Source organism: Modicisalibacter sp. 'Wilcox', assembly GCF_010993675.1.
In the GTDB taxonomy this organism is placed as follows: domain Bacteria; phylum Pseudomonadota; class Gammaproteobacteria; order Pseudomonadales; family Halomonadaceae; genus Modicisalibacter; species Modicisalibacter tunisiensis.
The window spans coordinates 56,543-70,957 of sequence record NZ_WNXF01000004.1; the positions used below are offsets into that span (position 1 = coordinate 56,543).

Sequence of the window (14,415 nt, forward strand, 5' to 3'; positions counted from 1 at the left end):
AGCCCAAGCGCAACTCCGGCGCCGACACCACCCCATCAGTGCAGGGTGACCGAAAGATGCAAGAAGGCATAATGGAGTTGATGTGGCGCACCTCCCATGTGAGCGGCGGCAACGCTCACTATGTGGAAGCGCTATACGAGCAGTACCTCGTCGATCCCAACGCGGTCCCGGACGAATGGCGTAACTACTTCGACACGTTACCCCGTCCGGAAGGCAGCCCCTCTCACGATATTCCCCTCAGCCCGATTCGCGATCAGTTCTATCAGCTGGCCCAGCAGCGCCGCAACGGTGCCGCCGCTCCGGCCACCGAAAGCGGCGAGAGCAAGAAGCAGGTCAAGGTCCTTCAGCTGATCAATGCCTATCGTTTCCGCGGCCACCAGAAGGCCGACATCGATCCGCTCGATCTGCGCAATCCGACCCCGGTTCCCGACCTCGACCTGGCCTTCCACCAGCTGTCCCGGGCGGACATGGACACCGAGTTCCAGACCGGCTCGCTGTTCCTGGGCAAGGACAAGGCGCCGCTCAAGGAGATCGTCGAGGCCCTGGAGCAGACCTACTGCCGGAGCATCGGCTGCGAGTTCATGCACATCGTGGATACCGAGGAGAAGCGCTGGCTGCAGCAACGCTTCGAATCGGTACGCTCCGCGCCCCGCTTCAGCGACGAGGTGCGCCGTCACGTGCTGGAGCGCCTGACCGCGGCGGAAGGGCTCGAAAGCTATCTGGCGTCCAAGTATCCGGGCACCAAGCGCTTCGGCCTGGAGGGCGGCGAGACCTTCATCCCGATGATGGACGAGCTCATCCAGCGCTCCGGCGGCTACGGCACCAAGGAAGTGGTCATCGGCATGGCCCACCGCGGCCGCCTCAACCTGCTGGTCAACATCCTCGGCAAGAGCCCGTCCGAGCTGATCGACGAGTTCGACGGCAAGAAGGTGATCGAGAAGGGCTCGGGCGACGTCAAGTACCACCAGGGCTTCAGCTCCAACGTCATGACGCCGGGCGGCGAGGTGCACCTGGCACTGGCCTTCAACCCGTCGCACCTGGAGATCGTCTCGCCGGTGGTGGAAGGCTCCGTGCGGGCCCGCCAGGATCGGCGCGAGGATACCAAGGGCGACAAGGTGCTGCCGATCAACGTCCACGGCGATGCCGCCTTTGCCGGGCAGGGCGTGGTCATGGAAACCTTCCAGATGTCGCAGACCCGCGGTTACCGGACCGGCGGCACGCTGCACATCGTGATCAACAACCAGGTCGGCTTCACCACCTCGAACCCGCAGGACACGCGCTCCACCGAGTACTGCACCGACATCGCCAAGATGGTTCAGGCGCCGATCTTCCACGTCAACGGCGATGACGCCGACGCGGTGATCCACGCCGCCCAAGTGGCGCTCGACTATCGTCAGCAGTTCCACAAGGACGTCGTCATCGACCTGGTCTGCTACCGGCGCCGGGGCCACAACGAGGCCGACGAGCCGTCCGGCACCCAGCCGATGATGTACCAGAAGATCAAGTCGCATAAGACCTCGCGCGCCCTGTACGCCGAGCGCCTGATCGCGGAAGGGCTGATCAGCGAGGAGCAGGCCAAGGAGCGCGTCGAGACCTACCGCAACGATCTGGCGGCCGGCAACCATGTGGCCAATGCCCTGGTCAAGGAGCCCAACACCGAGCTGTTCGTCGACTGGTCGCCCTACCTGGGCCACGAGTGGACCGGGGCCGCGGATACCTCCTTCGACATGAAGCGCATGCAGCAGCTGGCCGCGCGGATGTGCGAGATTCCCGACGGGGTCCAGGTCCAGCGCCAGGTCAGCAAGATCTACGAGGATCGACGCAAGATGCTCGCCGGCGGCATGGCGCTCAACTGGGGCTTCGCCGAGACGCTGGCCTACGCCACCCTGCTCGATCAGGGGCACCCGATCCGCCTGACCGGCCAGGACTCCGGGCGCGGTACCTTCTCGCACCGCCATGCGGTGGTGCACAACCAGAAGGACGGCAGCACCTACGTCCCGCTCGAGCATATCCGCGACGGCCAGCCGCGCTTCACCATCCACGACTCCTTCCTGTCCGAGGAAGCGGTGCTGGCGTTCGAGTACGGCTACGCCACCACCATGCCCAATGCGCTGATCATCTGGGAAGCGCAGTTCGGCGACTTCTTCAACGGCGCCCAGGTGGTGGTCGACCAGTTCATCTCCTCGGGCGAGTCCAAGTGGGGCCGGCTGTGCGGGCTGACCCTGCTGCTGCCGCACGGCTATGAAGGCCAGGGGCCGGAGCACTCCTCGGCGCGGCTCGAACGCTTCCTGCAGCTGTGCGCCGAGCACAACATGCAGGTCTGCGTGCCGACCACGCCCGCCCAGATCTTCCATCTGCTGCGCCGCCAGGTGATTCGCCCGCTGCGCAAGCCGCTGGTGATCATGTCACCGAAGAGCCTGCTGCGTCACAAGGAGGCGACCTCGAGCCTGGACGAGCTGGCCAACGGCGGCTTCAACATGGTGCTGCCGGATCAGGGCAAGCTGGACCCCGAGAAGGTCAAGCGCGTGGTGCTGTGTGCCGGCAAGGTCTACTACGATCTCGCCGCCTACCGGACCGAGAACGAGCGCGACGACACGGCCATCGTGCGCGTCGAGCAGCTTTATCCCTTCCCCAAGGAAGAGCTCTACGAGGCCCTCAAGGCCTTCACCAACCTCGAGCAGGTGGTGTGGTGTCAGGAGGAGCCGCTCAACCAGGGGGCCTGGTACCAGAGTCAGCACCACATGCGTGTCGTGGCCGACATGCTGGTGGACGGCCTGGGTCGCGGCCTCAAGTTTGCCGGTCGTCCCGCATCGGCTGCACCGGCCGCCGGCTACATGTCCGTGCACGTGGAACAGCAGCGCCAACTGGTGGATGACGCCTTCAACGCCTGAGGCGTCGCGACCGACGAGAGAGAACACACTAAGGAAACGAAATGGCTACCGAGATCAAAGCGCCCAGTTTTCCGGAATCCGTCGCCGAGGGGACGGTTGCCGCCTGGCACAAGAAGCCCGGCGATAGCGTCGAGCGCGACGAGCTGATCGTCGAGATCGAGACCGACAAGGTCGTCCTCGAGGTCGTGGCGCCGGAGGCGGGCACGCTGTCGGACATCAAGGTCGAGGAAGGCGAGACCTGCGAATCCGAGCAGGTGCTGGGCATGCTGGGGGCGGCCGACGCCGCGGCCGGTCAGGAGAAGACGGCGGCCAAGAGCGACGACGCCCAGCCGGCCGAGAAGGATCAGGCAGCCAAGGCCGAGGCGCCGTCCGCGTCCGGCAAGCAGCATGAGGTCAAGGCACCGTCCTTCCCCGAATCCGTGCAGGAAGGTACCGTGGCGACCTGGCACAAGAAGGTCGGCGAAGCGGCCAAGCGCGATGACGTGCTGGCGGACATCGAGACCGACAAGGTCGTCCTCGAGGTCGTAGCGCCGGCCGACGGCGCGCTGGTCGAGATCAAGGCCGAGGAGGGCGAGCAGGTCACCTCCGAGCAGCTGCTGGCCGTGTTCGCCGAGGGTGCCGGTGGTGACGCCGGCGGGGCGAGCGAGTCCAGCGGCAGCGAGTCCAGCGAGTCCGCCGGCGACGAGAAGGTCGGCGACAAGATCCTCGCCCCGGCCGCGCGCAAGCTGGTGGCCGAGAACGACCTCGACGTCAGCAAGATCGAGGGGACCGGCAAGGGCGGCCGCGTCCTCAAGGAAGACGTCCAGAAGGCCATCAAGGCCGGCTCGGCGAAGAAGTCCGCTGCCCCGGCCGCGCAGGGCAGCGTTGCCAAGGCCGCCGCCGCACCGGCCCCGGCCGTCGAGGGCGAGCGCCCCGAGAAGCGCGTGCCGATGAGCCGCCTGCGACAGACCATCGCCAAGCGCCTGGTCCAGGCCCAGCAGACCGCCGCCATGCTCACCACCTACAACGAGGTGGACATGAGTGCGGTGATGGCACTGCGTGCCCAGTACAAGGAGACCTTCCAGAAGGCTCACGACACCAAGCTGGGCTTCATGGGCTTCTTCGTCAAGGCGGCCACCGAGGCGCTCAAGCGCTTCCCCGATGTCAACGCCTCCATCGACGGTACCGACATCGTCTACCATGGCTACCAGGACATCGGCGTGGCCGTGTCCACCGACCGCGGCCTGGTCGTGCCGGTGCTGCGCGATACCGACAGCATGAAGCTGGCGGACGTCGAGAAGACTATCGTCGACTTCGGCAAGCGGGCCCGTGACGGCAAGCTGGGCATCGACGAGATGCAGGGCGGTACCTTCACCATCACCAACGGCGGCATCTTCGGTTCGCTGATGTCGACGCCGATCCTCAATCCGCCGCAGACCGCGATCCTGGGCATGCACAAGATCCAGGAGCGCCCCATGGCGGTCAACGGCAAGGTCGAGATCCGGCCGATGATGTACCTGGCCGTGTCCTACGATCACCGCATGATCGACGGCAAGGATGCGGTGCAGTTCCTGGTCACGATCAAGGAGCTGCTCGAGGATCCGGCACGCCTGCTGCTGGACGTTTGATTCGCCGCCAAGCCAACTAGATCGAACAGGATAGATTCATGGCCGATAAATACGATGTGATCGTCATTGGCGCGGGCCCCGGGGGCTACGTGTCCGCCATCCGTGCCGCCCAGCTGGGCCTGAAGACCGCGTGTGTCGAGAAGTGGGTCAACAAGGAAGGCAAGACCGTGCACGGCGGCACCTGCCTGAACGTCGGGTGCATCCCGTCCAAGGCGCTGCTGGAAGCCTCGCACAAGTTCGTCGAGGCCCAGCACGACTTCGGCGATCTGGGCATCGAGACCGGTGACGTCAAGATGGACGTCAAGAAGATGATGGCCCGCAAGGACAAGATCGTCACCAACCTGACCGGTGGCATTTCCGGGCTGTTCAAGGCCAACGGCGTCACCGCCCTGGAGGGGACCGGCAAGGTACTTTCCAACAGCAAGGTCGAGGTGACCGGCAACGACGGTGAAAAGGCCACCTACGAGGCGGACAACATCGTCATCGCCACCGGCTCGGTGCCGGTCGAGATTCCGCCGGCGCCGCTGACCGAGGGGCTGATCGTCGATTCCACCGGCGCGCTGGAGTTCCAGGAGGCGCCCAAGCGACTGGGCGTCATCGGTGCCGGCGTCATCGGTCTCGAGCTGGGCAGCGTGTGGAACCGCCTGGGCAGTGACGTGACCATGCTCGAGGCGATGGACACCTTCCTGCCGATGGTCGACCAGAGCATCGCCAAGGAAACCCAGAAGCTGCTCAAGAAGCAGGGCCTGGACATCAAGATGGGCGCCCGCGTGACCGGTACCGAGGTCAAGGGCGAGGAAGTCGTCGTCAAGTACACCGACAGCGAGGGCGATCAGGAGCAGACGTTCGACAAGGTCATCGTCTGTGTCGGTCGTCGCCCCTACACCCAGGGTGTGCTGGATGACGACAGCGGTGTCACGCTCGACGAGCGCGGCTTCATCTTCGTCGACGACCATTGCCGGACCAGCGTGCCGGGCGTCTACGCGATCGGCGACGCGGTGCGTGGCCAGATGCTGGCGCACAAGGCCTCCGAGGAGGGCGTGATGGTGGCCGACATCATCGCCGGCCACAAGGCGGAGATGAACTACGACGCCATCCCCTGCGTCATCTACACCGCCCCGGAAGTCGCCTGGGTGGGCATGACCGAGCAGCAGGCCAAGGCCGAGGGCATCGAGGTCAAGACCGGCAGCTTCCCGTTCGCGGCCAGCGGCCGGGCGATGGCCAACAACGCCACCGAAGGCTCGGCCAAGATCATCGCCGATGCCGAGACCGACCGCGTGCTGGGCGTGCACATCGTCGGTCAGCATGCCGGCGAGCTGATCGCCCAGGGCGTGATCGCCATGGAATTCGGCTCCAGCGCCGAGGACCTGGCGCTGACCTGCTTCGCGCACCCGACGCTTTCCGAGGCGGTCCACGAGGCGGCGCTGGCGGTGGAAGGCCATGCCATCCACGTGGCCAACCGCAAGAAGCGCAAGTAACGATCGTCGCTGTAAACCCGCGCCCTCGCTCGAGGGCGCTTCGCCCGCATGCGGGCGAACAGGGGTGATGCGGGCCGGGGCGAGCTGTCAGCCCGGCGCCGCGTCATCGTTCGAGTCACATGCAACCAATGGCATGACACGATGAACCTTCACGAATATCAGAGCAAACAGCTGTTTGCCGACTATGGTCTGCCGGTGTCCAAGGGCTTTGCCGTGGACACCCCCGAGGAAGCCGCCGAGGCCTGCAAGAAGATCGGTGGCGACAAGTGGGTCGTCAAGGCCCAGGTCCATGCCGGTGGCCGCGGCAAGGCCGGCGGCGTCAAGCTGGTCGAGAGCCCGGACGAGGCCAAGGCCTTCGCCGAGCAGTGGCTGGGCAAGAACCTGGTGACCTTCCAGACCGACGAGAAGGGCCAGCCGGTCGCCAAGATCCTGGTCGAGAACTGCACCGACATCGCCAACGAGCTGTACCTGGGTGCCGTGGTCGATCGCGGCACGCGCCGCGTGGTGTTCATGGCGTCCACCGAGGGGGGTGTCGAGATCGAGAAGGTCGCCGAGGAGACCCCCGAGAAGATCCTCAAGGCCGAGATCGATCCGCTGGTCGGCGCGCAGCCGTACCAGGCACGTGAGCTGGCCTTCCAGCTGGGCCTCGAGGGCGCCCAGGTCAAGCAGTTCACCAAGATCTTCCTGGGCCTGTCCAAGCTGTTCCACGACAAGGACCTGGCGCTGCTCGAGATCAACCCGCTGGTGATCACCGACGAAGGCAACCTGCACTGCCTCGACGCCAAGGTCAATCTGGACGGCAACGCCCTGTACCGCCACCCGGACCTGCAGGCGATGCGCGACCCCTCCCAGGAGGATTCCCGCGAGGCCGAGGCCGCGGCCTGGGACCTGAACTACGTGGCCCTGGAAGGCAACATCGGCTGCATGGTCAACGGTGCCGGTCTGGCCATGGGCACCATGGACATCATCAAGCTCAACGGCGGCCAGCCGGCCAACTTCCTGGACGTCGGCGGCGGCGCCACCAAGGAGCGCGTGGCCGAAGCCTTCAAGATCATCCTCTCCGATGACTCCGTGAAGGCCGTGCTGGTCAACATCTTCGGCGGCATCGTGCGCTGCGACATGATCGCCGAGGGCATCATCGGTGCCGTCGAGCAGGTCGGTGTCAACGTGCCGGTCGTGGTGCGCCTGGAAGGTAACAATGCCGAGCTGGGGGCCGAGAAGCTGGCGTCCAGTGGTCTGAACATCATCGCTGCTACCAGCCTGACCGATGCGGCCCAGCAGGTCGTCAAAGCAGCGGAGGGCAAGTAATGAGTATCCTGATCGACAAGAACACCAAGGTCATCTGCCAGGGCTTCACCGGTGGCCAGGGGACCTTCCACTCCGAACAGGCGATCGCCTACGGCACCCAGATGGTCGGCGGCGTGACCCCGGGCAAGGGCGGCCAGGAGCACCTGGGTCTGCCGGTGTTCAACACCGTCAAGGAAGCGGTCAAGCAGACCGGCGCCGAGGCCAGCGTGATCTACGTGCCGGCTCCGTTCTGCAAGGACTCGATCCTTGAAGCCGCCAACGCCGGCATCAAGCTGATCGTGTGCATCACCGAGGGCATCCCGACCCTCGACATGCTCGACGTCAAGGTCAAGTGCGACGAGCTGGGCGTGCGCCTGATCGGCCCGAACTGCCCGGGCGTGATCACTCCGGGCGAGAGCAAGATCGGCATCATGCCGGGCCACATCCACAAGCCGGGCAAGGTCGGCATCGTGTCGCGCTCCGGCACCCTGACCTACGAAGCGGTCAAGCAGACCACCGACCACGGCTTCGGCCAGTCCACCTGCGTGGGCATCGGCGGCGACCCGATCCCGGGCTCGACCTTCATCGACATCCTCGAGCAGTTCGAGAAGGACCCGCAGACCGAGGCGATCGTGATGATCGGCGAGATCGGCGGTACCGCCGAGGAAGAAGCCGCGGCCTACATCAAGGAGCACGTCTCCAAGCCGGTCGTGTCCTACATCGCCGGTGTCACCGCGCCTCCGGGCAAGCGCATGGGCCATGCCGGCGCCATCATCGCCGGCGGCAAGGGCACCGCGGACGAGAAGTTCTCGGCGCTGGAAGCCGCGGGCGTCAAGACCGTGCGCTCGCTCGCCCAGATCGGCGACGCGCTGAAGGAAGTGACCGGCTGGTAAGCCTGCCTTTCGGGCCTTGCTCGACTGCACAGGGGCACCTTCGGGTGCCCCTGTTCGTTTCTGGTCCGGCGCCGGGTTCACTCGGCCAGCCGATAGCGGTCGCGGCCGTCGCGCTTGGCTTGCAGCAGCGCCCGGTCGGCGCGATTGACGGTGTCCAGTTCGGTTTCCGCTGGCTGGAACTCGGCGATGCCCGCACTCACCGTCACCGTGACGCTGACATCGTCGGCCGGCACCGCCAGGTCGCGCAACTGCGACAGGAGCCGTTCGATGAGCGGGCGGGCCTGATCGAGCGTGCAGTCGCACAGCAGCAGCAGGAACTCCTCGCCTCCCCAGCGTCCGCAGAGGTCGCTGACCCGCAGTGTCCGACGCATGACCGCTGCCATCTCGGCCAGGATCCGGTCGCCGATCGCGTGGCCGTGACGATCGTTGATGCGCTTGAAGTGATCGACATCGAGCATCGCCACGCAGGAGGCCCGGCCTTCCTGGCGACAGCGCTGCGTGGCCAGCCCGAGTTGCTCGGTGAGCTTGCGACGATTGGCCAGTCCGGTGAGCGGGTCGTGGGTCGAGGCGGTGTGCAGTTCGCGATTGTGCTCGCGCATCAGCTCCTGATAGCGATCCGAGATGCGCGACAGCTTGCGCTCCCGGCGCAGCTGGCGTTCGTACTGCTGCTGGCGCTCGCGCATCTCGTCGTGAGTGAACTGCTGGTAGCCATCGGCGATCGACAGCATGCGATCGAGTCGTCTCTGCTGCCCCTGGTGGCGCCGATGGAGCTCCTCCAGAGCCGGATAGAGCGGGTGCTCGCGATAGGACTCGGTGGCGAGCAGCGCCTCGATCCGGGCCATCAGGTCGCTGTCGCCGGTCATCATGCCGAGTCCCGGGCCGGAGCGATCACGAAGGGAAAGCTGCAATCCTCGCGAAACTCCTCGGCGAGCTCGGCGATGCGTTCATTGCGCGGATCGTAGCGCCAGTCGACGGCGACCTCGCGACCGGCCTCGTGGGCCTCCTCGAGCCGGTCGAAGATGTCCATCATCGCCTTGACCGAACTGGTATTGAGATAGACCAGCGCCAGCTCCAGGCGCAGGGGAGCCGCGCCCCGGGCAAGATAGGCTTCGACCCAGTCGATGACCTGACCGAAGAGCTCATAGGAGTTTTCCGGATAGGAATCGCCTTGCATGGCCAGGCGGCCGGCCGCCCAGTCGCTCTGGATGGCGGGGGTCGACTGGCTGCCGGCGATGTTCAGATCATTGTGCATGGGCTGTCTCATACGGTGGCTGTCAGGCTGAAGAAACCGCGCCCGTCGGGCAGACGCTCCAGCGAGGTCTGGAGCGGACGGCTGGACTTGCGGGCCATGTCGAGGATACCGAGTCCGGCGCCACTGCTGACCCGGCCATCGCGCGGCTGGCGCAGCTGCTGCTTGTAGGCACGCTTGAGCTCGGCCTTGTCGAGCCCGGCGAGCGCCTCGATGCTCTCGACCAGGCGCTCGCCGTCGGCCCACTCGACGAGATTGCCGGCGGAAATCAGGTAGCGCTCGTCGGTGTCCCGGGCGACGGCGATGGTCGCGGTGGCCTGGGTCTCGTCGTAGCGCTGCAGGCCGGCGTAGTGGCGGATGTTCTGGGTCATCTCGATATAGATGGCGAACACGTCCATCGCCGAGGAGGGCGCGGTGTCCTGATTGGCCATGTAGTTGCGCAGGGCGTTGCCGATCTCCTCGATCAGGCTGCGCGATATCGGGCCGTTGAAGCACAGCATGATGCGCTGCTGCAGATAGCTCTCGCGCATGGCCAGCAGGTTCATGGCATCGTCCTCATGGTGACTCGTCCGGGGGTTCTTGACTCGAGCGGTGCTCGTTACGGGGCTCGTCCCGGCGGGACGAGGGCTCGCTCCCGGGTGTCGGCCGGTAGCGAAAGCTCAGCACGGTGATGTCGTCGCGCTGGGGAAGGTCACCGCGATAGGCTTCCAGTTCGGCCTCGAAGGCGTCGATCTGGGCGTCCAGCGGGTCATTGGCTCGTGCCTGGAGCATCGCCTCGAAGCGCTGGTTGCCGAAGCCGAAGCCATGCTCGCCGCCGGCCTGATCGAGGAAGCCGTCGCTGCACAGGGTATAGGTCCAGCCCGGGTGCAACGGCCGATGCACGTTGGTGTGGGTCATGCGCCGTTTCTGGGCGATCGCCCGCTTGCCGCCGCGCAGGATCTCGAGCCGCTCGCCGTCGCTGGCGTACAGGGACATCTTGGCGCCGGCGAAGGTCAGGGTGGTGCTCGCCGCGTCGATCCACACCAGGCCGATGTCCATGTTGGTGGCGATCGAGTCGGGCAGGCGCTCCTGGGTGAAGCTCTCGCGGGTCTGGCGATCGGTGGCCTCGAGGATGCCGGCGGGATCGTCCGCGCCGGCCTCGAGGATGGCATGGTCGATGATCGCCCGGGCGAGCATGGTCATCAGGGCCCCGGGCACGCCGTGGCCGGCGCAGTCGACGACGCCGATCAGGCAGCCGCGCTCGCTCTCGCGGAAGAGGTAGAAGTCGCCGCCGACATGGTCGCGCGGGCGCCAGAGTACCGCGTACTGGTGCTCCAGGGCGGCGGCAAGGCGACGACTGGGCAGGATCGCCCGCTGGATGATTCCGGCGTACACCAGCGAGTCGTCGATCTGGCGTCGGGCGCGGGCCATCTCCTGGTTGGCCTGCTCGAGTTCGCGGGTACGCTCGCGCACCCGGGCCTCGAGCTCCCGAGTGTGGCGCTCGACCTGTTCGGCCATCCGCGAGAAGGCGCGGGAGAGTTCGCCGATCTCGTCGTCGCGGCGTACCGCGAGCTGCGGCGAGTAGTCGCCGCCGGCGATCGCCCGGGCCGAATGCTGCAGCCGGCGCAGGGGGTGAAGGATCAGGCGGTCGGTGGCGTATACGCAGCCGGCCAGCAGCAGCGCCAGCAGCAGGGTCAGTCCACCGAGCAGCGTCCACAGCCAGCCGGGATCGAGTATCCGGGCGGTCTGGACGTCGAGCGCGGTGATCATCATCCAGTTCAGCTCGGGGATATAGCCCGCCGAGAGCAGCCGCGGCTTGCCTTCGAGGTCGGCCCGGAGGGTGCGTACCTCGCCGGGATGACGCTCGGCGGCTTGCATGGTGTTGCGCAGCGCCTGGCGCTGTCCCGGGTCGGCGATCAGTGACTGGATCCGCTGTTCCCGGCCGACGCTGCCGGCCTCGGCCCCCGAACTGAAGGCGATGCGCTGGGTGTCCGGGTAGGCCTGGAAGGCGCCGTCGGGCGTGACGACCATCGGCGTCATGCCGTTGGCCCCGTCGCGGATGAAGTCATCGAGGAAGCGGCTGAGGTCGAATCCGCTGCCGGCGATGCCCAGCGGCCGGCCATGGTCGCGCACCACCACGTTGATCCAGACCTTGGCCACGCCGAGCTTGCTGTCGGTGTTGACATTGATGTTGTAGGGCACGCCGCTTCTCAGTGTCTCGACGTACCAGGCGTCCTCGGGGTCGTCGACGTCGACGCGATAGCGAGGGGTGCGCGGGTCGGCCTCGCCGGCGGTATCGAAGTAGTAGTCGCCGCTGGCGTCGACCACGATGAAGAAGGTGTGGTCGGCGAAGCTGTGGCGGAAGCCTTCCGCCTCGGTGAAGAAGCGCCGGCGCTTGAGCGGGGCGTGTTCATCGGCCAGCCAGGCGCGAGTGGTCTGCGAGTCGGCGAAACGCTGGGCCAGGGCGAGTTCCCGGGAGATCGGGGCGAGGATGCGCTGCATGTGCAGCAGCGTGTAGTTCTCGGCGTAGGCGGTCGCGAAATGCTGGCGGATGCCATCGACGGCCTGCCAGCCGATGATCGCGGCGGGCACCAAGGAGAGTAGACAGGCCAGCAGCAAGGCCATGGCCGACTTGCCGCGCAGCCCCCAGCGAACTGCCATGTGAATGTCCCTGCAGAGCGTGGCGGCCTTGGAGGACGTTGTGGTGAGCCACCGTCGGCTAACATGCCACAAACCATCCCGATTAACGAGCTTTCTCGTGTACCCGAGCTGATCTTGATCATGTTTCCGAATGACGGGTGTGGGAGGGGGCAGGGTATCGATCCCGGGAAGACAGGACGCCCGCTCCCTTGGAACGGGCGTCCTGAGGCGATCCCGTCGCCCTGATGCCGTGACCGGGTCAGCCGGCCAGGGTATCGAAGCGGCTGGTGTCGATGCCCGTCAGCACGACCGCGAGGTCGTCGCCATCGGCGCTCTGGGCGTCGGGCGAGTCGGGAACCGAGCGGGTCTCACCGTAGGCCTTGTAGGCGAAGCGCCAAGTCTCCCCGGGTTGCAGCACCTGGTGCTCGTCGTCGTGGACCCGGTAGTCGTCACCATCCCGCGCGACGTCGCCGTTCCAGACCACGGCGATGTCGTCGGCCATGGTGAAGCGGAGCTCGGGGGTGTCGATGGCCCGGTCGGAACGATTCTCGACGAAGATCTCCGCCACGTAGCCGTGCGACCAGGCGCTGCTCACGTCGCCGCTCAGGCTCAGGTCGGCATCACCGCCGTCGAGCGGGGCGTCGTCATGGTCGAGGATGGCGTCGACGGCGGGTACCGCGGCGGCGTCTCCCTGGTGGCTTTCCCGGGAGGCCACGTCGAGGTGGGTGCCGTCGGCGAAGATGAGCTGCTCGACATGCTCGAGCGTGTCGGTACCGCCCTTGCCGGTGACGCTGACCGTGTCGCCATCGAAGTCGATCGTGTAGGCGTCACGGTCCGCCATGTAGAGCACGGTGTCGTGGCCGTCGCCGCCGTCGATGCGGTCGTTGCCGTCGTACCAGTCGTCGCCAGGCCCACCCTGCAGGATGTCGTCGCCGTCGCCGCCGATCAGGGTATCGTGGCCCAGTCCGCCGTCGAGATAGACGCCGTCGTCGGTCCCCTCGATATGGTCGTCACGTCGCGAGCCGACCGCGTACTCGAAGCGGACCTGATTGTCGTCGGCGTCGGTGATGGCGCCGAAGCTCTCGCCGCCGCCGTTGATCCACAGCGACGGGGAGAGGGTATCGGCATCGGGATTGCGGATCGACTGTTCGACATGCACGCGGTTGTCGTGATCGCGACCGCCGTGGAAGTTGATGTCCCGATCGGTGGATTCCACGCGGATCTCGTTGCCGACCGAGGAGCGCCAGGAGGCAAACACCAGTCCGTGGCGCATGCCGCTGTCGACCAGCCCTGTGAAATCGCCGTCATAGCTCTCGTGCAGCTCGAAGCCGTAGCCGTTGCCGCCGCCCCCCTTGTTGAAGCTGCCGTGGGCCTCGAGGTTGTCGACGTCGCTGTCGAGGGCACGGGAGAAGCGGAAGGCGGTCGACGGCCCGTCGACGACCCGGATGTCGTCGACGCTGGCATTGACCGTGCCGTCGAGCAGCACGGCGTGATAGTCGCTCAGCGCGTCGCGGGTGTTGTGGAAATCGCCGGCGTCGGGCTTGCCCAGGTCGAAGGCGAGGGTGAAGCCCTCCAGCGACACGTTGTCGACCGTGTCGATGCGCTCGACATGGGTCTTGCCGCCGTCCAGGTCGAAGTGAACGCCGCGATCGAGGGTCACGTCCCGGCCGTCGATGGATTCGACACGCGCCATGCTGGTACGCAGTTCGGCGTACTTCACCTTGCGCCAGGAGCTGTCGCCGATGGCGTCGAAGAAGGCGTCGTCGTTGTCCTGCCAGAGCCGCACGGTATCCCCGGCGGAGAGATTGTCGGGGGCCTGTTCCAGGCGTACTTGCCGGTCCCCCTCGTCGGCGTGCGAGTCGAGGGTGCCGACGTCATGGCCATAGCCGCCGTCCAGGCGGATGGCGAAGTCGTCGTTGTGGTCCAGCGCCTTGTCGGTGAAGGTGAGCGTGGTGTGCTCGGCGCCGGCGCCGACCAGCGAGATGTCGGAGCGGCGAAGGGTGATTGCATCATCGAAAGTGTAATCTCCCGCCGCGAAACGCAGCGTGGCCCCGTCGGGGGCATCCTGGATCAGGGTTTCCAGCTCGTGGGCAGAGATACCGGACTCGATATCGATGGTGCTGCTCATGCAATGTCTCCAATCAGCAAGGTCGGGCTTCTCGGCAGAGTCCGTTGCCATTGAAGCTGTCAGAGTCTCCTGGTTGTTGTGGTGACAGGCCCGGGTGAGACACTGCGTACCGGTATTTTCCTTTTTGTCCCGGCGTCCTGTCTGGTCGTGGAGCACGAGGCGGGGATGGTAGCCAGTCGGCATCATGCGGGAAAGAGGGTAGAGCAAAATTTAGTATTATTTTAATGTTTTATATGACTCAACGGCTTGGTTGGGGGCGTCAG

Annotated in this window: 10 protein-coding genes; 5 read left to right on the plus strand and 5 right to left on the minus strand. The window is 66.1% G+C overall.

Annotated elements, in window-relative coordinates; all coding sequences use genetic code 11:
• Positions 1–56 precede the first annotated feature (56 nt).
• The 5 genes from G7A98_RS04980 (at position 57) to sucD (ending at position 8,156) form a co-directional block, all read left to right on the plus strand.
• Complete coding sequence (locus G7A98_RS04980) at positions 57–2,891, plus strand: 2-oxoglutarate dehydrogenase E1 component (protein WP_163648383.1); 2,835 nt, start codon at positions 57–59, stop codon at positions 2,889–2,891.
• A gap of 41 nt (positions 2,892–2,932) precedes the next feature.
• Entirely contained in the window at positions 2,933–4,498 is a 1,566-nt protein-coding gene (gene odhB / locus G7A98_RS04985; protein ID WP_163648384.1) for a 2-oxoglutarate dehydrogenase complex dihydrolipoyllysine-residue succinyltransferase, read from the plus strand.
• Positions 4,499–4,536: 38 nt separating this feature from the next.
• Positions 4,537–5,976 carry a dihydrolipoyl dehydrogenase gene (gene lpdA, locus G7A98_RS04990; protein ID WP_163648385.1) on the plus strand — a complete coding sequence of 480 codons (1,440 nt, stop codon included), beginning with the start codon at positions 4,537–4,539 and terminating at the stop codon, positions 5,974–5,976.
• 141 nt (positions 5,977–6,117) lie between these two features.
• On the plus strand, positions 6,118–7,284 hold the full coding sequence (gene sucC / locus G7A98_RS04995; protein WP_163648386.1) for an ADP-forming succinate--CoA ligase subunit beta: 1,167 nt from the start codon (positions 6,118–6,120) through the stop codon (positions 7,282–7,284).
• A complete protein-coding gene (sucD, locus tag G7A98_RS05000) occupies positions 7,284–8,156 on the plus strand; it encodes a succinate--CoA ligase subunit alpha (protein ID WP_163648387.1) in 873 nt (290 codons plus the stop codon). Before sucC ends, sucD begins: the two co-directional genes overlap by 1 nt.
• A 77-nt stretch (positions 8,157–8,233) precedes the next feature.
• Here the strand turns inward: sucD and siaD are convergent, their stop codons facing one another.
• The 5 genes from siaD to G7A98_RS05025 form a co-directional block, all read right to left on the minus strand.
• Complete coding sequence (gene siaD, locus G7A98_RS05005) at positions 8,234–9,022, minus strand: biofilm regulation diguanylate cyclase SiaD (protein ID WP_163648388.1); 789 nt, start codon at positions 9,020–9,022, stop codon at positions 8,234–8,236.
• Positions 9,019–9,408 carry a biofilm regulation phosphoprotein SiaC gene (gene siaC / locus G7A98_RS05010; protein WP_163648389.1) on the minus strand — a complete coding sequence of 130 codons (390 nt, stop codon included), beginning with the start codon at positions 9,406–9,408 and terminating at the stop codon, positions 9,019–9,021. The genes siaD and siaC overlap by 4 nt, the downstream gene beginning before the upstream one ends.
• An 8-nt stretch (positions 9,409–9,416) precedes the next feature.
• Positions 9,417–9,950 carry a biofilm regulation protein kinase SiaB gene (siaB, locus tag G7A98_RS05015; RefSeq protein ID WP_163648390.1) on the minus strand — a complete coding sequence of 178 codons (534 nt, stop codon included), beginning with the start codon at positions 9,948–9,950 and terminating at the stop codon, positions 9,417–9,419.
• A 10-nt stretch (positions 9,951–9,960) separates the two neighbouring features.
• Entirely contained in the window at positions 9,961–12,045 is a 2,085-nt protein-coding gene (gene siaA / locus G7A98_RS05020; RefSeq protein ID WP_163648391.1) for a biofilm regulation protein phosphatase SiaA, read from the minus strand.
• Positions 12,046–12,283: 238 nt separating this feature from the next.
• Positions 12,284–14,152: a cellulose binding domain-containing protein gene (locus G7A98_RS05025; RefSeq protein ID WP_163648392.1), complete on the minus strand. Its 1,869-nt coding sequence runs from the start codon at positions 14,150–14,152 to the stop codon at positions 12,284–12,286.
• Between the last annotated feature and the right edge of the window lie 263 nt (positions 14,153–14,415).

What these genes read in the sequence shown, in the direction of transcription:
- G7A98_RS04980 (WP_163648383.1), top strand. Translation starts at nt 57, where the DNA reads ATGCAAGAAGGCATAATGGAGTTGATGTGGCGCACCTCCCATGTGAGC.
- sucC (WP_163648386.1), top strand. Translation starts at nt 6,118, where the DNA reads ATGAACCTTCACGAATATCAGAGCAAACAGCTGTTTGCCGACTATGGT.
- siaB (WP_163648390.1), bottom strand. Translation starts at nt 9,950, where the DNA reads ATGAACCTGCTGGCCATGCGCGAGAGCTATCTGCAGCAGCGCATCATG.
- sucD (WP_163648387.1), top strand. Translation starts at nt 7,284, where the DNA reads ATGAGTATCCTGATCGACAAGAACACCAAGGTCATCTGCCAGGGCTTC.
- odhB (WP_163648384.1), top strand. Translation starts at nt 2,933, where the DNA reads ATGGCTACCGAGATCAAAGCGCCCAGTTTTCCGGAATCCGTCGCCGAG.
- siaA (WP_163648391.1), bottom strand. Translation starts at nt 12,045, where the DNA reads ATGGCAGTTCGCTGGGGGCTGCGCGGCAAGTCGGCCATGGCCTTGCTG.
- siaD (WP_163648388.1), bottom strand. Translation starts at nt 9,022, where the DNA reads ATGATGACCGGCGACAGCGACCTGATGGCCCGGATCGAGGCGCTGCTC.
- siaC (WP_163648389.1), bottom strand. Translation starts at nt 9,408, where the DNA reads ATGCACAATGATCTGAACATCGCCGGCAGCCAGTCGACCCCCGCCATC.
- lpdA (WP_163648385.1), top strand. Translation starts at nt 4,537, where the DNA reads ATGGCCGATAAATACGATGTGATCGTCATTGGCGCGGGCCCCGGGGGC.
- G7A98_RS05025 (WP_163648392.1), bottom strand. Translation starts at nt 14,152, where the DNA reads ATGAGCAGCACCATCGATATCGAGTCCGGTATCTCTGCCCACGAGCTG.